This window comes from Acinetobacter sp. ANC 4654 (assembly GCF_002135425.1).
GTDB classification, from domain to species: Bacteria; Pseudomonadota; Gammaproteobacteria; order Pseudomonadales; family Moraxellaceae; genus Acinetobacter; species Acinetobacter kyonggiensis.
Genome location: NZ_NEGL01000005.1, coordinates 1 through 20,741, shown reverse-complemented (window position 1 = coordinate 20,741; position 20,741 = coordinate 1). Strand labels below are relative to the sequence as shown.

Here is a 20,741-nt window from a genome sequence, read left to right as displayed (position 1 = left end):
AGAGGTAGTAAAGAGATTACTACCTCGATAGGCACAGTATAAGCTTAAAAAAGAAGAATTTAAGAATTTTTCTGTTTAATAATGCGAAAATTGTGAGTTATTCATAAGAAATTCACGATTTTCTTCTTCAATCATTTGACGAGCAACGTACAGAATAAGCTGGCGTAACCAGCGGTGTGCAGGATGATGATGCAATAGCGGACACCAAGCCATTTTTAATTCAAATTCAGGAATATAGAATGGTGGATCTTTAATCAGCAAATTTGAATTGTTTGATTGTAGATGTGCAATACGGCTTGGCAGCGTTGCAATCAAATCGACATTCGATGCCAAAAGAGCAGGCATTTGATAATGACGGGTAAAGACGGAAATCTTACGTTTTTGACCAATACGCTCGAGTGCTTGATCAATCCAACCCAGTCCAGCCTGTTTTTCAGGATTTACCCCGAAACCAACGCCCATGCCTGTTTTAGACACCCAAATATGCTGTGCATCTAGATAGCTTTTGAGATTAAGGTTATTTGCAGCAGGATGTTTGTTATTGAGCAAGCAGGAAAAACTGTCGCGCCAAACCAAAACTTGGTGAAAACTTTGTGGAATTTCATTAAAGCGATTAATGGCCAAATCAACTTTGCCTTGCTCCATGTCACGGTATGACACGTCACTTGGGGTTAGAAAATCAAGAACAACATTTGGCGCTTCGGACCGTAGGGCTTTGACTAGACGAGGAACCAGCGTTGCTTCAGCATAGTCGGAGGTCATAATGCGGAAGACACGGTTCGAGGTATAAGGACGAAATTCGGTACGTGGTTCCAAGATCATGGATAAATCAGACAAGGCATCACGAATACGGGGTTGAAGTTCGAGTGCGCGTTCTGTTGGGGTCATCCCTTCAGAAGAGCGAATAAGGAGAGGATCATTAAATAAATTACGTAAACGACGTAAAATATTACTCATGGCGGGTTGGGTAACGCCCAATTGTTCTGCTGCGCGGGTTACATTTTTTTCACGTAAAAGTACATCGAGGTAAATTAATAGATTGAGGTCGACACGCTCCAAATTCATATAAGAAATACCGATAATCAAGCCATGAAATTATGTTGATTATGCCATAAGCAGCAAGGCTTGTGTAGGAAATATGATGAAAAAAAAGACGTTATAAAATAGAATCATATATGGTTCTATTATGGTGCAGCATGTTCTTTTTTGTTGCAAATTCTGTGACATGATGAACTTGTTTTTAATTCAGCTGTATATAATTTCTGATCTAAAGTGACTCCGCATTTTGTATTTTAACGATTAAAGGATGGGGACTATAATTGCAAGCAGATAAACCTTATTGCACTTTTATTCGAGGCGGTTAAATGCAATTTATTTTAATGTGATTGTCGTTCGGAAGCCTTAAGTTTAGATCGCGTAGCCGTTTTTTAAAATCCTGAATATTGACTTGATGGCGACGAAAGCTTAGCTACTTAATAGGGTGAAATTATAAGCTGTGATTATTTTAAACCTACTGCTCATAAAACAGGTAAAAGCTGAGTTATTGTATAAAAACAGTCTTGTTGATAAGTTTGAGACTTAGGTCTAATAAAGAAAAATAGGGAGCTGAATCTATTTTTACTGTGAAAAATAAAAAAGGAAAACTTCTTTAAAAGAATAAAAACAATAACTTGATAAAAAACAGCATAATTATAATACGACTTTGATCTACATATTTTTTAAATAAATATTGAAAATCAACACAGAATATTGGATTAATTTTTTGACTCGATCTAAGCTGTATCCATAACAACGAAGCGCTCTAAATCTGAACAATTGAATACCGAGCAGATTTATTCCTTCGATTGATGAAATCCTAATATTATTACAGGAAATATCATGACTCAATATCAAACAGCAGTAGATGCAATCCGCGAATTAAAAGCAAAATTCGGTAGCACATGGCGCGATATTAGCCCAGAAGATGCTGCGCGTATGCAAATGCAAAACCAATTCAAAACTGGTTTAGATATTGCTAAATATACCGCTGCGATTATGCGTCGTGATATGGCGGCTTATGATGCTGATTCTAGTCAATACACTCAGTCTTTAGGCTGCTGGCACGGTTTCATCGCGCAACAAAAAATGATTGCGAACAAAAAATACTTCGGTACAACTGACCGTCGTTACATCTACCTTTCTGGTTGGATGGTTGCTGCGCTTCGTTCAGAATTCGGTCCACTTCCTGACCAATCTATGCACGAAAAAACTTCAGTACCTGCTTTGATCGAAGAAATCTACACTTTCCTTCGTCAAGCAGATGCAAAAGAATTAAACGATTTGTTCCGTGCGCTTAAAAAAGCAAACGAAGCTGGTGATACTGCTAAAGCTGCTGAAATCACTGCTCAAATCGACGGTTTCCAAACTCACGTTGTGCCAATTATTGCGGACATCGATGCTGGTTTCGGTAACGAAGAAGCGACTTACTTACTTGCTCGTAAAATGATCGAAGCTGGTGCTTGTGCGCTTCAAATTGAAAACCAAGTATCTGATGCTAAACAGTGTGGTCACCAAGCTGGTAAAGTAACTGTTCCACATGAAGACTTCATCTCTAAAATCCATGCATTACGTTATGCATTTTTAGAAATGGGTGTTGATGACGGTATCATCGTTGCACGTACTGACTCTGAAGGCGCTGACTTAACTCAGAAAATCCCAGTGGTTAAAGAGTCAGGCGACATCGCTTCTCAATACATCGGTTTCCTAGACACAGTTGAAATTGACATTGCTGATGCTCAAGAAGACGAAATCTTGATCAAACGTGATGGTAAATTACACCGTCCTAAACGTTTAGCTTCTGGCTTGTACCAGTTCCGTGAAGGTACTCAAATTGACCGTGTGGTACTTGACTGCGTATCTAGTTTACAAAACGGTGCTGATCTTCTTTGGATTGAAACTGCGACTCCAAACGTTGAAGAAATCGCTCACATGGTTAACCGTGTGAAAGAAACAGTTCCAAATGCGAAGCTTGTTTATAACAACAGCCCATCATTCAACTGGACTTTAAACTTCCGTCAACAGTCTTATGACCGTTTCGTTGCTGAAGGTAAAGACGTTTCTGCTTATGACCGTGCTAAATTAATGAGCGCTGAGTATGACGAAACTGAATTAGCTGCTGATGCTGATGAAAAAGTTCGTACATTCCAAGCAGATGCTTCTCGTGAAGCGGGTGTGTTCCATCACTTGATCACACTTCCGACTTACCACACAGCTGCTCTTTCTACACATGAGCTTGCTAAAGGTTACTTCGGCGATCAAGGTATGCTTGCTTATGTTGCTGGCGTACAACGTAAAGAAATCCGCGGTACAATCGCATGTGTTAAACACCAAGCAATGGCTGGTTCTGACATCGGTGATGATCACAAAGAAATCTTCTCTGGTGACAATGCATTGAAAGCGCATGATGATGCTAAAAACACAATGAACCAATTCGGTGGTTAATCCTCCAAACTGATTCAGAAAAAACCCTGCGAAAGCAGGGTTTTTTTTATGGCTTTTAATTGAAATAAGCGCAAGCTATAAAGACTAAGCTAAAGATTAAGTAAGCTATAAGATTTACATTTATATGATGAACTTCAATGGTTAAGAGATTAAAATCAGCAGCCATGTGATAAAAATAATACTTAAAGCCACAAATTGCGCGGCACTGCCCATATCTTTGGCATTTTTTGAAAGTACATGTTTTTCTAAAGAAATACGATCTACAACTGCTTCAATCGCAGAATTAAATAATTCCACAATCAGTGCAAATAAACAAACAGCAATCATTAATGCTTGTTCTACACGCGATACATCAACTAAAAAACTACTGGGAATGAGTACGACATTTAAAAATGTAATTTGCCGAAAAGCGGCTTCATTGGAAAATGCAGCTTTAAAACCAGCAAGAGAATATGAGGTGGCATTGATAATGCGTTTCAAGCCTGTTGAGCCTTTGAAGGGAGAGTGTGGGGTCATAACTCAAATTTTTCATCAATTTCAGACAAAATAGAGCAAATTTATTAAACCGAGATTAATTTCCAAAAGGTTTATTTAAAAAATGATAGTTTTAAGCGAGTGTTAACCGTGTGATGATAAATAAGGAAAATTATCATAGGATAATTTTGATTCTATATTGCCCATCTTCATTGTTTCTCCTTATTTGTAGTAAAAAATTATTTTTCTGTTAAATGTTATTGTGTTTTGAATTTTAGTTACTGAATATCAAAATAAATTTGCTAAATTAAAAAACAGTTTTGAATGTTTAGCAATCTCACCTTTTTATACTGCGATCAAGTCATATGCTGTCGAAATTTTTTATTCAACGCCCCATCTTTGCTGGCGTATTGGCTATTATTGTAATGGCTTTTGGGCTTTTCGCAGTGTTGAATTTACCCGTAGAGCGCTATCCTGACATTGCACCACCACGCATTACGGTAAGTGCAACGTATACGGGGGCATCGGCTGAAACGGTAGAAGAGAGTGTTACCCAAGTTTTAGAACAGCAAATTAAAGGCATTGATGATTTGCTGTATTTTAGTTCCAGTAGTGATTCATCTGGTCGTAGTCGAATTAGTATAAGTTTTGAAAATGGCACAGATCCAGATACCGCTCAAGTTCAAGTGCAAAATGCCATTAATGGTGTGCTGAATCGTTTACCTGAAGATGTTCAGCGTCAAGGAGTCAATGTCTTTAAGTCACTGGGCGATACTCATATGGTGATTGGCTTGTACGATGCTTCGGGAAAAAGTGACAATATTGAGTTGTCCGATTATATGATGACCCATTTGGAGCAAGATTTAGCCCGTATTGAAGGCATTGGTGAGGTGGATGTTTTTGGCTCACAATATGCCATGCGCATTTGGTTAAATCCCTTAAAATTAAAACAATATAACTTAATGCCCAGTGATATTCGTGCCGCAGTCGAAGCACAGAACACCCAAGTGGCAGCTGGGGCAATCGGTGACTTACCTGTTGTAAAAGATCAGTATTTAAATGCCAAAGTGACTTCAGGCTCACGTTTAAAAAGCGTCGAGGAATTTGAGAATATCATTGTTAAATCGACCAGAGACGGCAGTTTTATCTATTTAAAAGATGTTGCACGCATTGAGCTAGGTGCGGAAAACTATCAGTCGTTTAATACCATTAATGGTTTTCCCTCTGCGGGAATGGGCATTTCCTTAGCTTCAGGTGCCAACGCCTTAGCTACTTCAGCTTTAATTAAGGCTGAAGTCGATCATCTGACGACACAATTGCCTGATGGCTATCAGCTAGTTTATCCACGGGATAATACGCCATTTGTCCAAGAATCGATTAAGGAAGTGGTTAAAACACTGTTTGAAGCCATTTTGTTGGTGATCGTGGTGATGTTTATTTTTCTACAAAATTGGCGAGCGACACTGATTCCAACCATTACTGTGCCCGTGGTGATTTTGGGGACGATGGCGGTGTTGTCTGTGCTGGGTATGAGTATTAATACTTTAACTTTATTCGCCTTGGTTTTGGCGATCGGGCTTTTGGTTGATGATGCCATTGTGGTGGTTGAAAATGTTGAACGCTTGATGCACGAGAAAAATTTAACTGCAAAACAAGCATCCATTGAGTCGATGCAAGAAATTAGTGGTGCATTGATTGGGATTACCTTAGTGCTGACGGCGGTATTTATTCCGATGGCATTTTTTAGTGGCTCGACTGGGGTGATTTATCGCCAATTTTCAATGACTTTAGTGGCTGCAATGGCTCTATCCTTGGCTGTGGCACTGATTTTAACCCCCGCTTTATGCGCGCTAATTTTAAAACCGAATCCACAACCTGCCAAATGGGCACTGTGGTTTAATCAAAAGTTAGAGGGTTTAAAGCAGCATTATTTAAAATTATCCAAGTTGACGATTCAGCACAAAGCTATTTCCCTCGTTGTTTTTGTGGCATTAATTACTGTTTTTGCATTGTTTTATCGTGCTTTACCCACCAGTTTTATTCCCAGTGAAGATCAGGGGATTTTAAATGTGCAGTTTAAACTGGTTGATGGCGCACCGATGTCAAAAAGTCGAGACATTGGTGAACAGATTCGACAATATTTCTTAGAACATGAAAAAGAGAATGTCAATTTGGTGATGATTCGTTATGGGCGTAATTTTTCTGGCACAGGGCAAAATTTGGGTCAGGGCTTTATTGCATTAAAACATTGGGATGAGCGTTCTGGGCAAGAAAACTCAGCGCAAGCCATCCGTGAGCGTGCTTTAAAATATTTTAAAAGTAATCCGAATGCACAAATTAGTGTGAGTTTGCCATCTTCGGTCAGCGGTTTAGGTCAAACTGATGGACTGGATTTCTGGATTCGTGATGTGAATGGTCAAGGTCGTCAGTATCTAGAGCGTGAATTTAAGCAATTACAGCAACAAGCAAAACAATATGCGACTTTTGAAAACCTTGACAAGCGCTCTAATCCAGATAAAGCTGAACTCAAGGTCAATGTTGATCAGAAACTTGCCATGGCAAATGGGTTGTCGCAAACTGCCATTAATAGCACATTGTCTAGTGCATGGGGCGGCAGCTATATCAATGATTTTATTGACCGTGGTCGGATTAAACGGGTCATGATGCAAGGGGATGCCGAATTCCGTTCTAAGCCAGAAGATTTGCAATATTGGTCTGTGCGTAATGATCTAAATCAAATGGTTTCCTTTAGTCAGTTTGCCAATGTGACTTGGAGTGGTGGCCCTGAAGTGGTCAATCGCTATATGGGTTATACGGCATTGCAAATGGAAGCGGATACCGCTAAAAATGTCAGTTCGGGAGCTGCCATGCAAGATGTCGGTAAGCTGGTTGAACAGCAATCTGGCATTGATGTGGCATGGAGCGGTTTATCTTTTGAAGAGCAAAAATCTAGTAACCAATCACTGCTGTTATATCTGGTGTCGATTGGCTTTATTTTTCTATGCTTAGCTGCACTTTATGAAAGTTGGTCTATTCCGACTGCCGTGATGAGTGCGATTCCGCTCGGGATAGGTGGCAATATCTTATTTAGTTACTTTGTCGGATTTCCCAATGATATTTATTTCCAAATTGCGTTACTGACCACCATTGGCTTGTCTTGTAAAAATGCCATTTTAATTGTTGAATTTGCATCCTTAGCGCAGCAACAAGGTAAAAATGCGATTGAAGCTGCATTGGAAGGTGCGAGCCTACGCTTACGTCCCATTCTGATGACGTCATTGGCATTTGGTGCAGGTGTGATTCCATTGGTTTTTGCTTTTGGTGCGGGTGCTGCGAGTCGTCAGGAAATTGGCGTGAGTGTGTTAGGTGGGGTTATTTTTGCAACCATTTTGGTGCTGATTTTTATTCCATTTATGTATGTATTGATACGAACACTGTTTAAAGCTAAGTCTGTTAGCAAAAGATAAGTGATTAAATTGTTTATGTTTTGTTGTAAAAGTTGAGAAAGGTAAAAGTTATTTGTAGTATTGCTGCGCCGTATGAACGGTTTGATGAGGATTAAATCCCTAAATGGACAGGTACAGTTGTCAGAAACACCAAACTTCAAACATCTATATTTACCAACATGATTATGTGGGTCTATTCGGCAGATAAAATGATAGCCGTTGCAGCCTCATTACGTATGTTAGGTAATAGGGGCGAGCATGAGCTACAACAACTTTTTATACCTTTTAAATGATGCGTTAAGCAATCATGACATTTCATTGGCATTAGACTCTGTCAAAACATTTAAAGCCGCAGATTTAGCTGATATTTTGGCGCAATTGCCTTTAGAAAATAGTCAAAAACTGCTGCTGAATCTTCCTGCACGCGCCTATGTATTTTCATATTTAAAACCAGAAGAACAAGTGAAATTTGCACAAGTGTTAACGCGAATAGACTTGGCAGAAATTATGGGGGAAATGCCTTCAGATAAGCGTGTCGATTTATTTAAATGTTTAGATCACGAGCAGCAAAATGCTTTATTGCCTGCATTGGCACAGGCCGAACGTGAAGATATTCGACAGCTCTCTTCTTATGTCGAAGGTACGGCAGGGGCAATTATGAGCTCTGAATATGCCACCCTAAAGCCGAATATTTCGGTAAAAGATGCCATTAAAATGTTGCGTTATGAAGCACCTGACACAGAAACCATTTATTTGGCTTATGTACTTGATGAAGCAAGAAAGTTACTTGGTGTTTTGTCACTTAAACAATTAATACTTGCCGAAGAAGAAAATAATATTAGTGATTTAATGGCTACCGATATTATTTTTGCATATTTTGATACTGATCAGGATGAAGTAGCCAAAACCATTGCGCGTTATGACTTACTGGCATTACCCATTGTAGATCATGCTGGTGTGATGGTGGGTATTGTGACATATGATGATGCGATGGATGTGGCCAGTGAAGAGGCAACGGAAGATTTTTTAAAATCTGGTGCTGTTGATGCATCATCTAAACTGAGTCTTAAATCTGCCTCGATATTACAGCTCTATCAAAAACGGGTGTATTGGTTGGTATTTCTTGTTTTTGGTAGTTTGTTATCAGGTCTGGGGATTGCACATTTTGAAGACATCATTGCTGCAAATATTGTATTGGTCTTCTTTTTACCCTTACTGGTTGGAAGTGGCGGAAATGCAGGCTCTCAATCGGCAACTCTGATGGTACGTGCATTAGCAACGGGCGATGTGCATTTTAAAGACTGGTTCTATTTATTGGGACGTGAAGGTTTGGTTGCTCTATGTTTAGGAGGAACAATGGCGCTTGCAGTTTCACTTTTGGGATATTACCGAGGTGATGAAATGGTCGCTTTAGTGCTTGCTCTGAGTATGATGGGTATTGTGCTTTTGGGCTGTTTAATTGGAATGAGTTTGCCTTTTGTGCTCAATCGTTTTGGATTTGATCCTGCAAGTGCATCTGCACCATTGGTGACATCTATTTGTGATGCGACAGGTGTTCTGGTCTATTTATTTATCGCTTCACAGTTATTGCTATAGCGATATAGATAATAAATATACACACTTATTTTCAATTTATACTTTATTCTCAGAGCGATAACACAAATGTTTAAACAAGGCTAAAACATGGTTGCGGTTGAAAAAGAAAAAAAATTAACACAGCAAGAGGTGCTGCGATTAGAACGAGATTTAGCCAAGTTTGCCAATATGATGGATTCGGTGGTGCGTATTCCATTTACCAAACAAGGGGTCGGGGCAGACGCTGCGTTAAGTACTATTCCTGTTGCGGGTGATGTTGCGGGGTTTGCACTGACGTGTTATGCCATTTATAAAGCCAAACAAATTGGCGTGCCTCAAAGTAAATTAAATTCAGTGATGAAATTGGCCATGATGGATGCAGTCATTGGTTTTATTCCGGTGATTGGTACTATTTTTGATATTTTTATTCGCCCAAGCCGCAGGGCTTTAACTGTTGTACATGAGCATATTCGAGCTGAATATCAGATTCAGAGCGATGTACATGTGCTGCATCCCTTTTTACATGAAAGCTTAGAGCGTAAACAGCAGACGTCAAAATTTTGGCGTAATCCCATCGTCGCATGGATTTGGCTACATATTCCTGATCTTTTAGGGCTCATTGTTCTCGTGCTTATGTTGGCTGCGATGTGGTTTGGACTGAGTTGGTTATGGCACTGGTTTCAAGGTTTGAATGTCTAGTTCATTTTTAGGATAAAAAATAATGGATTATATTGCTGCAAATTTACCTGCAATTGATTTTGAGGCGACACGAAATTTTTATGCCATGTTGGGCTTTCAATGTATTTACCAATCAGATATATGGATGATGCTAGAAAAAGACAGTTTCAAGCTTGAGTTTTTTCATCACCCAGAATTAGACCCGAAAACATCTTGGCATAGCGCATGTATCCGTGTACAGGATTTATCAATTTTAGATCAGGCTTGGCGTCTTTTAGATTGGTCAGCATTTCCCAATGCACGTATTACCGAAATTGAGCCATTGGGGGGAGTGAGGCTTTTTTGTGTGATTGATCTGAATGGCAGTTTATTACGCTGTATTGAGCATCATTAAAAAAAGCCTCCATGTTGGAGGCTTTTTGATATCTATTCAATAAAAAATATTATGGACAATTCAATAGTTGTAATGCTGCTACACGTTGCTCAATTGTTGGGTGAGTTTGGAACAAAGCCGCTAAACTAAAGCCTTGTTCTTTACCTTCCGTAATTGCGAATGCTTTCATTTCTTTTGGCATCTGATCAGGTAATTCTGATTCAGCCTGTAAGCGTAATAATGCAGAGATCATCGCTTGTTTACCGGCTAAACGTGCACCCGCTTCATCGGCACGATATTCACGGTAACGTGAGAACCACATCACAATAGAAGAGGCAAGAATACCAAACACAATATCCAATACGATGGTAATACCAAAGTAAGCTAATCCAGGTGCTTCGCCATCTTCACGACCAAATACATTACGGTCAATAAAGTCACCCACAACACGAGCAAAGAACATCACGAAGGCATTGACTACGCCTTGTACAAGAGCAAGAGTCACCATGTCGCCATTGGCAACGTGACCAATTTCATGCGCAAGGACAGCACGCAGCTCATCTTTGTTCATGCGTTCGAGCAAACCCGTTGAAACGGCAACTAAAGCATCGTTCTTGTTCCAACCTGTGGCAAAAGCATTTGATTGATAAGAAGGGAAAATACCCACTTCTGGCATATTGATACCAGAACGTTGAGCCAATTGCGCAACTTCTTGTAATAACCATGCTTCCGCTTGGTTACGAGGCGCATTTGGGTCAATCAGTTCAGTACCCGTGGTTTTTTTCGCCATCCATTTAGACATGAATAGAGAAATGAGTGAACCAACCATACCAAAGACAAAACAGATAACCAGTAGGTTGCCTAAATTTAAGCCACCCGCGCCATGGTAACTACCGACACCGAAGAGTGACAAAATAATGCCAGCTACCACCAGTACCGCGAGGTTGGTAAGCAAGAACAAACCAATCCGCATCATTGAGAAAATCCTCTTATAATAAAAAAATAATCTGATTTCTGAATCAAAAATCATCTTTTTAAATATGAGGTGTAAGCCTTAAAAATTCAAGGAAAAAAATCAGTAATTCTGTTTAATGATGGTATTTACTGGCTGAGTTTTTTAATCGGCAATTGAGATTTTAGCAGAAGCTGTGGCATGTGCCGTGGCGTATGAGCGCATTGGGGCATCAGTATAACTACCATCAGATGCCATAATAATTTGACGTTGTTCACTGTAACGAGAGGGTGATGCTTCATCTGGAGTTGATTGTGCAATAATTTTAGCATTATCTGGACGGCTATCACGATTTGAACTCGAGCTTAAACCGACGCCATTTGAGTATAGGTTGCTGAAACGACTGCTGACGCGTCTGACATAATCTTGGGTTTCTTTAAATGGCGGAATACCACCGTATTTAGCAACATTGCCTTCACCCGCATTGTAGCTGGCTAAAACCAATGACGTATTGCCATTAAAACGTTTCGTCAACCATGCTAAATATTTTGCACCCGCCATAATGTTTTGTTGTGGATCAAAAGCATTGGATACATTAAAACGTCGTGCTGTGGCAGGCATGAGTTGCATCAGTCCTTGTGCACCCACAGGGGAGCGAGCATTGACATTAAATCCAGATTCAGTATGCATGACAGCTTTAATTAAGCCTTCAGAAATACCGTGTTGTGATGCTGCTTGCTTAATAATATGGTCAAACGCATTCTTATTGCGACTGTAGCTTGGTAAAACTGATGCTTCAGAATTTCCCCAGTTCGTATAACTGTGCATATTACTGTCAGGATAATAGGTTTTTTTTTCAACTTTTAAATGACTATATCGACCTTGTTTATTGGTCAGTAAGGTCGTGCCATTGGACTCTTTGAGTTGATAAATGGTTTGACCCGCGTAACTGGTCGCTGTAACAAAACTAACTGTTACATACCCCAAAATATAAAATCCAATACTTACAATGTTATTTTTCATTTTTTAATGTAGAAAAAATCTGCCTCAAACAGTTAAATAGCAGTTTAACAAAAAAAAATAGGATAGAAAGTATTTCTAAATTTATTTCTCGTTGAGTTTGTAAAAAGCAAGTGCTAATTGTAGAGATAGTAATCAAAAAATATTTAATTTTTTTTTAATCAGGATAACTTGACACAATTAAACCATTGATTTTTATTTAATTTTAAATTGATTAAAAAGTGATCAATTTAAATAGAAGCCTTAAATAATAGGTCGGAGACCGTGTCAAGCCTTTTGAAATCCACAAAGTTATCCACAGGTTTTGTGGACAACTGTGGGAAAGTACAAACTGTAAGCATTGTGGGTGAAATTTGAACTCAAACGGTCAAAATAGCATGGGGTTAATGACATCAAAATGACAGCAATGATCAATTTTCAGAAAATAAATTCTTTTGGTGCGATATGCAGCTGAATCGGATAAAATCGCGCGGTATTTTTATTTATGGTTTATCTCGTCTATGTACTCGCCAGTTGAGTCCGAACAAGGATTTAATTTCAAACCAGAACTGCCTACAAGTTCGGCATATTACCGTTTGTTGAAAAAGATTCGCCGTCAAGTCGGTCATGCCATTCGTGATTTTAAAATGCTCGAAGAAGGTGACAAGGTAATGGTATGTATTTCTGGTGGTAAAGACAGTTATACCTTGCTGGACATCATGTTGCAGTTTAAACGTATTGCACCCATAAACTTTGATGTTGTTGCGGTTAACCTTGACCAAAAGCAACCCGGCTTTCCAGAAGATGTGTTACCGCGTTATTTAGAAGAAAATAATATTCCATATTATATTTTGGAAAAAGACACGTATAGCATTACCAAAAAGTTAACCCCTGAAGGTAAAACCTATTGTGCCGTGTGTTCACGCTTACGCCGTGGTTCTTTATATGGTTTTGCGCAAGAAATTGGGGCAACTAAAGTCGCTTTAGGTCATCATCGTGATGACATTATGGCAACCTTCTTCTTGAACTTATTTCATGGCGGTAGCTTAAAAGCGATGCCACCAAAACTGTTGTCCTCTGACAAAAAGAATATCTTGATTCGTCCACTGGCTTATGTGGAAGAAAAAGATATTATTAAGTATGCAGAAATGCGACAGTTCCCGATTATTCCTTGTAACTTATGTGGTTCACAGGAAAATTTACAGCGCGCAATGATTAATAATATGTTGCGTGAATGGGATGCAGAATATCCGAAGCGTTTACATAGTATTTTTGGTGCGATGCAAAACGTATCGCCTTCACAATTGGCCGATCGTGAGTTATTTGATTTTGAAGCTTTAGATGAGCAACGTGAGATTGATTTCACAGGAAGTTGTTCAACTGAAGATGAAGCACCAAACAAACGCATTAATATGGTCAATTTAGGTTTTGCGGCAGAATAATGCTGACTTTAAACACCAATTTTAGGATTGGTGTTTATTTTATATATCTGATTTATTTAATAAATGTATTAAAAGTATTAAAATTGAACGTCCAGTGCAAAAAACTTTAAGCAGAAAACAATTTTACATGCTATAACAGGCGTCAAGCACAATAGCTTCACAAAGATGTTGTCTGGATAGGCGACACAAATGAACAAATAAATTGAGGAAACATCATGCCTGCCTTTTTAACTGATGATTGGTTTTCAACAGTAGAGACTTTAACTGCTCAAGCTGGTAACTTAAACTTGCCACCTGCACTTGCAAATTTAGCAATCAATTTAGTGGTTGCAGATTCAGAGGGCAATACTGAATTGTCTTTGGATGGTGGAGCAATCAAAAAAGGTCTATCTTCAAATGCGAAAACGACATTGAATATGGATGGTGAAACACTTCGCAAAGTGTTCCTAGAGTTTGATATGGCTGCCGCAATGCAAGCATTTATGACAGGTAAAATTAAAGTTCAAGGTGATATGTCACAATTAATGGCTTTACAAACTGCGAAGCCAAGCCAAGAACAAAAAGATTTATTTAAAAAAGTGCTTGAGCAAACAGCTTAAGTCTTTTGAACAAAAAAAAGCTTAGCTGGATTGCTAAGCTTTTTTTTGTCTACAGTACACAGATTAGATGTTAACTAACTGTGGTGTAGATTTAATATGTTCCAAATAGGCACGGATACGCGTTACATATTGAACTGCTTGTCGATAACGACCATTGCTGGCTTTGTTGTTATCTAAATAACTGTACAAATTCACCCAATTGTTGGGGTTTTTACCTTGTGCCTTGATTCGATTTTGAATCTGATTGACTGCACCGGGTCCCATATTGTAAGCCACCAGTGCGTACCAATTACGATCTGGGAGGGGTACATCCTGATATCGATCTAACATCTGGTCGTAATATTTAGCACCACCTTCAATACTTTGTGCAGGGTCAGTTCGATTACTCACACCCATCGCTTTTGCTGTACTGTTGGTGAGCATCATTAAACCACGAACACCTGTAGGCGAAACTGAGTTTGGTTTCAGATACGATTCCTGATAACCAATAGCAGCCAATAAATGCCAATCTAAATCATATTTTTCAGCCGTATTTTTAAAGCTAGCTTTATAAATAGGCATGCGTTGATTTAAATCACGTTGAATGCTGTCCCATGATTCTTCTTTCACGACATTCTGATTATAGAATGAAGCCAGTTGACGAATCGAGCCAGATTGTTTGCCCTGACAGACAAAACCACTCGCGGTTTGGGTCAGTGGGTCATCAGCATGTTTAAAGACCCAATTCAGGTTGGTATCTAAACCATTTTTTTGCAAGCTGTTTAAATCACCACACGTTGCTGAAAATGAAGCTAAATGCTTTTTCTCGATTGAGCTTACATCCGCAGTGGTCATGGCAAAGTTTGCTTTACCTTGCGAGATCCATTTAAGTGCTGTGGCATTGTCTGGTACTGTTTTAAACACTAAATTAACGTTTAAACTATTGGCGTAGTTGCGTGCTAGGTCATAACCAAAACCATGTAGATGAGAACCATCTTTAAATACCGTAGTCGAATTTTCGACTGAAACGACAGTTAATTGCTTGTCGTTTACGACAGAATCGTATTGGTACGATTTACTTGCATTAATGCTGTGAAATGGAATTAGCAGTGTACTAAATGCAAGAACTTTTAATGAGAGAGAGGACTTTAAAGAGTTAAGGCTAAGCCTCACTCCAGAAGTTGAACTACTGTGCATGTTGTCTCCGCTACAAGTAATTTATGCCCTAAAAAGTAAAGACAAACATGCCTCAGACTTTTTCAAGTTTGATAAATTCAATAAGGGTTGGGCAGTCATGACGTCATTCAAAAATGACATTGGATTAAAAGAAGAATAATGTAGAATTTCTACATAGATTAAAAAATAGGCAACTTGAAAACATGAGCGCATAATAAGGCTGAAAAATAAACTTGTCAAATTTTGTACTAATTTTTTTTAAAATATGTAGTATAAATAACTGATTTAATTTAATAATTAATTTTATAAACTTTAGTTCTGTTTGAAAATTAGATAAAATAGCGCATTATTGTCAATAAATTGTAAGCATAACATCAAAAAATACTATGAAATCTAACTTAATTACACGTGCTGGACACGACAAATTGGTCGCGGAATTACAACATTTATGGCATGAAGAACGACCCGAAATTACTAAAAAAGTGAACTGGGCTGCGAGTCTGGGCGACCGCAGTGAAAATGCGGATTACCAATATAATAAGCAAATTTTACGCAAGATAGACCGCCGTGTTCGTTACTTAGGTAAGCGTTTAGAAGAGTTTAAAATTATTGATTTTTCCCCTGAACAAGAAGGGAAAGTATATTTTGGTGCTTGGGTTGAGATTGAGAATGATCAAGGTGAAAAAATCACGGTGCGTATTGTTGGGGTAGATGAAATTTATGATCACCACCCACAACATATTTCAATTGGTTCACCTATGGCGCAAGCGTTGCTTGGAAAACAAGTCGATGATGAGGTTGAAGTGGTGACACCATCAGGAAAAAAATTGTGGTATATCAATGAAATTCGTTATGAAAAGCCTGAAAAATAGTCAAAATGATGGATTTTGATTTTATTTTAAGCAGTCAGTAAGAAAAAAGTATAAAAATGTTTGCTAAGATTGGATTTTATTTATATCATAGCCGCCATTGGAAGCGTGGCAGAGCGGTTTAATGCACCGGTCTTGAAAACCGACGAGGGTGTGAGTCCTCCGTGAGTTCGAATCTCACCGCTTCCGCCAAATTTTGAATTAAGTCCTTGTATTTGCAAGGGCTTTTTTCTTGTCTGTAGTTTTACCCCACAACCTACCCCACATAAAAAATTGGATTGGATCAAACTAAAACCAACAATATAAGACAGGTTAGGACAGCTACTTTATTTGGTTTAATGTACTTTCATGTTATCGAAGTCTGATTTTATATTGATATTATTCTTTTAATATCAGTAATGAAGTATTAAATTGATAAAAAAGGGGAATGGTTCTGTAAAATAATGTTGAAAAATAAAAGTTATAAAGTGAATGCTAGTCATCAATTAATTAACTGCGTTACTGAAATTTACGAAGTGATAAGTCGATTTAACTTGTATGATTTAAAGAAGGGTAATGATGAACAAATTGCTAAAATAGCATCAGAAAAATTAAGTTATAAAAAAGATGACAGTATTACTGAAGAAAGTGTTATCGCTCTTATCCAAAGAATGAATACGTGGAAAGTAAGCAGTTTTGATCACTTTTCTGAGGCTACAAGGCTTTTATTTGGTGATGATAGGCTTCAATTTAAACGAGTTGATGTTTCGCATAAGGTTTCTTACAGTGGACTTTCTAAGCTTGCGGAAATAAAAAATAGCTCGCCAGAATCGAGTTCTATATTTCAGTTGATAGGCAACAACGATTATCATCCGTTGATTCGTTGCGGTCTATTCACTTGGATAATGCTCAAGCACCCCATTTTTGATGATACTGATGTCAATATCTTAATGGCTGGCTTATGGCAAAACATTATTCTACTTGAGTGGAAACCTATTCTTTATCATGTTCTTGCGCATGATTGTTTTTGGATGATGGATTCGATTTCTGATCGTAATCTTTCTATACTCCTGCTTTCTAATGATCCGAGCGAATTTATTGAGTTTAATCTGGATACCATTTTAAAGATGCTGAAAGAAATAATAGAACGTCAAGATTTATTATTTGCGAACAAGATCGATAAACTCCAAAACGGACAAGGTAAAACAGAGCAAGTTGCTGTAAGCAGTACAGGGGATGGATATCATGAAAGTGTTGAAGTATGTGATCCAGTCGTAAACTCAAGTCGAATCGAAATTCAAGAGAGTAGTGTTGCTGTAAAGAGTGAACCTTATGTAAATACCAAGAGACTCATTTCGAAGATGATTGAAGATAAAGAATATTCTATTAATGATTTAATGGTATTGCTTGAAATGAAACATAGGGGAACTTTCTCTAAAAATTATTTAGGCCCAGCTTTGGACTTAAACCTTATTAAGATGACAATTCCAGATAAGCCTACAAGTAAAAATCAACGATATGTACTTAATGCAGATATTATTTAATTAGACTGAATTCAAGAAATGCCAAACCTTGAGTTTTATAGAAATGTATTGAAGTTAAAGACGTGCTATGAAATTACTCAAACCAATATCGGATGAAGATCAAAAATTACTTTTAACTGATAATTATTATTCTGCTTTAAAAATGTTACCCATTTTGTTTGAAGAAGTCATCGAAAGGCGATTTTCTTCATCTGATATTGAGGCGATAAGGAAAACACTTGAAATACAGCATTTCAGTTTTAAAATGATTTCATTTGTCATCTATGCTCCTTTTATTGTACGTCAGTGGGTAAGAGGAAACAGCTTTGTTGAGTTTAGAAGTGAACAATTATTAAGCTTAGCTAGTGGTAGACAAAATTTAGGGAACTTTATTCACCTCACATCACTGTTTAACTATGTTGCCGAGAACTTATTCTCGATGAGTGTATTTAAATATAATAGACCTCTTGCGAAAGTAAAAACCACCTCAATCTAAGTTTTATGAGATATCAGAAATTAAACCGTTTTTCAGATTCTGAATTCAAACGCTTGGTTGGCGTACCTCGGCAAGTTTTTACCGAAATGGTAGAGGTTTTAGAAAAAGCAGAATCACTCAAAAAGAAATCAGGTCGTCCTCATACTTTAGCTATAGAGGATCAGTTGTTATTAACGCTCAATTACTTACGGAACTACAGTACTCAACTGGAATTGGCGGCAAATTACCATATCGCTGAAAGCAATGTGAATCGAACCATTAAAAAAGTTGAAGATGCATTAATGAAATCAAGACGTTTTACTCTGCCAAAACGAAGCATTACCACAGCAGACGAACACTTTAACTGGGTCATTATTGATGCCACAGAATGTTCAATAGAACGCCCGAAAAAAAAATCAGAGTAAGTTCTACAGTGGTAAAAAGAAGAAACATACGCTAAAAGCACAAGTGATCTATCATCCGAAGAGCAAACAAATCATAGGGATCGATGTATCAAATGGCAGTCAGCATGATATTAAACTGGCAAGAAAAACGGTTAAGAAATTCAAACATTGTGAATATGTTCTGACGGATTTAGGGTACTATGGATTAGAGCAAGAGGGCTTTAAATTATTGATGCCGATCAAGAAAAAGAAGAATTCCCCTTTATTTGATGCTGAAAAAAAGTACAATAAAAAGATTGGAAAAATACGAGTTGTGATCGAACACATTAATAGTCAATTGAAAACATTTAGAATATTAAGTGAACGATATCGAAATAGACGGAAAAGATTTGGTTTACGCGTCAACTTAATAGCTGCATTGGTAAACCGAATCAACTCGCAATAACAACTTTCGCAAGAGATCTACTATATATATATACACCCCTACCTATAAACAAGAATTCGGTTTGGAGAAATATGCTCCACATCCTGAATGGGTAAAGTTTTCAGGATATGCTGAAACGAAAGATATGTATCTGCAAAAAGATAATACAGGGAAAATTATCACACTATTGGAGTGTAATAATTATGTAATGAAAGGGTTGTCTGCCCCAAGATGTAACATGCGTTGGAATCTAGAGCCTTTTATGAAAGTTCAAATAGAAGCATATTTTCAACGAGCTCATTTAAAAGATTGGCAATTAATTAGAAAAAATTCAGAAAAACTCATTAAGAGCTTTGCAGTAGATCCAAAAACTTTAAAACGAATTAATAATTAAATAAGGTAAATCACATGAGTATAATCCCGACAATGTTTGAAATTTTGTCATGGTATTTATATGGTAAAGGTACTAAACCTAATGATTTTTTTGGATGAGAAATAATGAAGTTATCAAATAAAATTATTTTTTTTAGTATTTTTATATTACTAATTTATTCGGTAGTTAAACTTATTGCTTGGCAGTATGAAGCATATAATGAAAGAAGAGGATATTGTACAGCAGAAGGGAAATTTTTAAGTGATGAAGAAAAGTTAAAAAATATACGTGTGAATTTGATTGTTCATCATTTGCAAAGCCGATCTAAACATTATGATCACTATAAATTTAGCATTGTAGGAATATCAAAATATGATCTTTCAAATGAGGAAAAAGTTATTGATCTGATGACACAGGCTGATTTTAATAAATCATGGATAGAAAATCTAGGTATTATCGCAATTGGTTCAATTCCAGAATATATCGATAGACGTACATGTCTACGTGATCCTCGACGATGTTATGACTTTAGTAAATCTAATAATGGTTTGGTGACATTATGGAATGATGATAATAGTATTAATATAGAATATATAAAATCTCTACCTGAAAATTATTCAATAATAACGAGAGAGGGAAGTGGTGTTGACTTAGACATTTATCCACTATCTACACTGCAACAGATCGATGCCAAGCACTACAGAATATCAAGGTATAGCATAAATCAGAGATGTTGTGATCAAGAAGAAATTGAAAGACGAACCCCATTTGTAGGTAACAATCTTGTTAATAATAGTGACCCTGCGAAGACAGCAGCATACCGCCGTGGGGAAATTAGTATTACACCAGAGCCTGAATTACGTTTAGATCAAATTGATGGGGTAATAATTGATGACTTCTATGTATCAGATTTATATGCTGATTCATTATTAAATCAACCCCAGCAAGTACAAAAATATGGACTACTTTGGAGTACAGGTGGTCTAAGAAAACCTGTGTATAAAAAAAATATGAAGCAAGAAATATCCATCACAGCCTGTGGCACCATTGTAGAAAAAAATTAAATTAATCAAGAGGAAAACAATATGAGTACCATTCCAAATATGTATCAAATCATTAGTTATTATCTATATGGACAAACAACCAAACCTGAGGATGCCCTAGATGAACGGATTGTTAATTTTCATAAAGATGACCGTTTGCCCATTACTGTCAATGCACTGGAGTTTATGACCACAGGGGCAGGTCGCTATGCACAGGTTGGAAACTTCTTGGCAGTTCGGAAGTTTTTGGCAGGTGAATATAATAGCTTTTTAGTAAAAGGAACATCCTATAGCTTTTTAAGTTTATTAAAGGATGATGTGTGCTGAAATTGCAGGAGACTTCCACTTGGGAGATTCTAGGCAGCCGACTTATAAAAACTCTCTGCCATTTGATTCGGTGTCTTAAAATCCAGACCTTTCTGAATTCTACTTTGATTATAAAATAGCTCTACGTATTTTGTAATATCTGCTTTTGCTT

19 protein-coding genes, 1 tRNA gene and 1 pseudogene are annotated in these 20,741 nt (G+C 37.5%); 15 read left to right on the top strand and 6 right to left on the bottom strand.

What is annotated here, in order from left to right; genetic code table 11:
* Positions 1–75: 75 nt before the first annotated feature.
* Positions 76–1,065: a LysR family transcriptional regulator gene (locus B9T24_RS08795; protein ID WP_086165433.1), complete on the bottom strand. Its 990-nt coding sequence runs from the start codon at positions 1,063–1,065 to the stop codon at positions 76–78.
* A gap of 813 nt (positions 1,066–1,878) precedes the next feature.
* On the opposite strand from B9T24_RS08795, the gene B9T24_RS08790 reads away from it, so the two are divergent.
* A complete protein-coding gene (locus tag B9T24_RS08790) occupies positions 1,879–3,480 on the top strand; it encodes an isocitrate lyase (RefSeq protein WP_086165432.1) in 1,602 nt (533 codons plus the stop codon).
* 141 nt (positions 3,481–3,621) lie between these two features.
* Here the strand turns inward: B9T24_RS08790 and B9T24_RS08785 are convergent, their stop codons facing one another.
* On the bottom strand, positions 3,622–3,996 hold the full coding sequence (locus B9T24_RS08785; protein WP_086165431.1) for a diacylglycerol kinase: 375 nt from the start codon (positions 3,994–3,996) through the stop codon (positions 3,622–3,624).
* 323 nt (positions 3,997–4,319) lie between these two features.
* Between B9T24_RS08785 and B9T24_RS08780 the strand changes: the two genes are divergently transcribed.
* The 4 genes from B9T24_RS08780 to B9T24_RS08765 all read left to right on the top strand — a co-directional run bounded on the left by B9T24_RS08780 (position 4,320) and on the right by B9T24_RS08765 (position 10,047).
* Positions 4,320–7,421 (top strand): multidrug efflux RND transporter permease subunit, encoded by a 3,102-nt coding sequence (locus B9T24_RS08780; RefSeq protein ID WP_086165430.1) that lies wholly within the window; start codon positions 4,320–4,322, stop codon positions 7,419–7,421.
* 237 nt (positions 7,422–7,658) lie between these two features.
* Positions 7,659–8,996 carry a magnesium transporter gene (gene mgtE, locus B9T24_RS08775; RefSeq protein ID WP_086165429.1) on the top strand — a complete coding sequence of 446 codons (1,338 nt, stop codon included), beginning with the start codon at positions 7,659–7,661 and terminating at the stop codon, positions 8,994–8,996.
* Positions 8,997–9,083: 87 nt separating this feature from the next.
* Positions 9,084–9,674: a DUF4112 domain-containing protein gene (locus B9T24_RS08770; protein WP_086165428.1), complete on the top strand. Its 591-nt coding sequence runs from the start codon at positions 9,084–9,086 to the stop codon at positions 9,672–9,674.
* Between the two features lie 19 nt (positions 9,675–9,693).
* Positions 9,694–10,047, top strand: a complete 354-nt coding sequence (locus B9T24_RS08765) for a hypothetical protein (RefSeq protein WP_171264883.1) — start codon at positions 9,694–9,696, stop codon at positions 10,045–10,047.
* Positions 10,048–10,096: 49 nt separating this feature from the next.
* Here the strand turns inward: B9T24_RS08765 and htpX are convergent, their stop codons facing one another.
* Positions 10,097–11,002, bottom strand: a complete 906-nt coding sequence (htpX, locus tag B9T24_RS08760; protein WP_086165426.1) for a protease HtpX — start codon at positions 11,000–11,002, stop codon at positions 10,097–10,099.
* A 141-nt stretch (positions 11,003–11,143) separates the two neighbouring features.
* Positions 11,144–12,001, bottom strand: coding sequence for a lytic transglycosylase domain-containing protein (locus B9T24_RS08755; RefSeq protein WP_086165425.1), 858 nt, complete (start codon positions 11,999–12,001; stop codon positions 11,144–11,146).
* Between the two features lie 497 nt (positions 12,002–12,498).
* Here B9T24_RS08755 and ttcA point away from each other — a divergent pair, with 497 nt between their 5' ends.
* Together ttcA and B9T24_RS08745 are read left to right on the top strand one after the other, a co-directional pair.
* On the top strand, positions 12,499–13,419 hold the full coding sequence (gene ttcA, locus B9T24_RS08750) for a tRNA 2-thiocytidine(32) synthetase TtcA (RefSeq protein WP_086165424.1): 921 nt from the start codon (positions 12,499–12,501) through the stop codon (positions 13,417–13,419).
* Between the two features lie 215 nt (positions 13,420–13,634).
* The gene (locus B9T24_RS08745; RefSeq protein WP_004648257.1) at positions 13,635–14,018 is read left to right on the top strand and encodes an SCP2 sterol-binding domain-containing protein; all 384 of its coding nucleotides are present in this window, start codon (positions 13,635–13,637) and stop codon (positions 14,016–14,018) included.
* A gap of 63 nt (positions 14,019–14,081) precedes the next feature.
* On the opposite strand, the gene B9T24_RS08740 is transcribed toward B9T24_RS08745, so the two are convergent.
* On the bottom strand, positions 14,082–15,194 hold the full coding sequence (locus tag B9T24_RS08740) for a transglycosylase SLT domain-containing protein (protein WP_086165423.1): 1,113 nt from the start codon (positions 15,192–15,194) through the stop codon (positions 14,082–14,084).
* 365 nt (positions 15,195–15,559) lie between these two features.
* On the opposite strand from B9T24_RS08740, the gene greB reads away from it, so the two are divergent.
* From greB to B9T24_RS08700, 8 genes are all read left to right on the top strand, one after another.
* Positions 15,560–16,045 (top strand): transcription elongation factor GreB, encoded by a 486-nt coding sequence (greB, locus tag B9T24_RS08735; RefSeq protein WP_086165422.1) that lies wholly within the window; start codon positions 15,560–15,562, stop codon positions 16,043–16,045.
* A gap of 99 nt (positions 16,046–16,144) precedes the next feature.
* Positions 16,145–16,234: transfer RNA gene (locus B9T24_RS08730), tRNA-Ser, on the top strand.
* Between the two features lie 251 nt (positions 16,235–16,485).
* Positions 16,486–17,565, top strand: a complete 1,080-nt coding sequence (locus tag B9T24_RS08725) for a Fic family protein (RefSeq protein WP_086165421.1) — start codon at positions 16,486–16,488, stop codon at positions 17,563–17,565.
* Positions 17,566–17,632: 67 nt separating this feature from the next.
* Entirely contained in the window at positions 17,633–18,040 is a 408-nt protein-coding gene (locus tag B9T24_RS08720; RefSeq protein WP_086165420.1) for a hypothetical protein, read from the top strand.
* Between the two features lie 5 nt (positions 18,041–18,045).
* Positions 18,046–18,868, top strand: a protein-coding gene (locus tag B9T24_RS08715) for an IS5 family transposase (RefSeq protein ID WP_143223741.1) whose coding sequence is annotated in 2 segments (ribosomal slippage) — positions 18,046–18,426 and positions 18,428–18,868 — 822 coding nt in all. Because the reading frame shifts where the segments join, the coding sequence is not laid out codon by codon here.
* A 61-nt stretch (positions 18,869–18,929) separates the two neighbouring features.
* Positions 18,930–19,241: a hypothetical protein gene (locus B9T24_RS08710; protein ID WP_213032948.1), complete on the top strand. Its 312-nt coding sequence runs from the start codon at positions 18,930–18,932 to the stop codon at positions 19,239–19,241.
* Positions 19,242–19,345: 104 nt separating this feature from the next.
* Positions 19,346–20,284 carry a hypothetical protein gene (locus B9T24_RS08705; protein WP_086165419.1) on the top strand — a complete coding sequence of 313 codons (939 nt, stop codon included), beginning with the start codon at positions 19,346–19,348 and terminating at the stop codon, positions 20,282–20,284.
* Between the two features lie 21 nt (positions 20,285–20,305).
* Positions 20,306–20,590 carry a hypothetical protein gene (locus B9T24_RS08700; RefSeq protein ID WP_086165418.1) on the top strand — a complete coding sequence of 95 codons (285 nt, stop codon included), beginning with the start codon at positions 20,306–20,308 and terminating at the stop codon, positions 20,588–20,590.
* A gap of 29 nt (positions 20,591–20,619) precedes the next feature.
* Here B9T24_RS08700 and B9T24_RS16790 read toward each other — a convergent pair.
* Positions 20,620–20,741, bottom strand: a pseudogene (locus B9T24_RS16790) (IS3 family transposase); the annotation flags it as partial.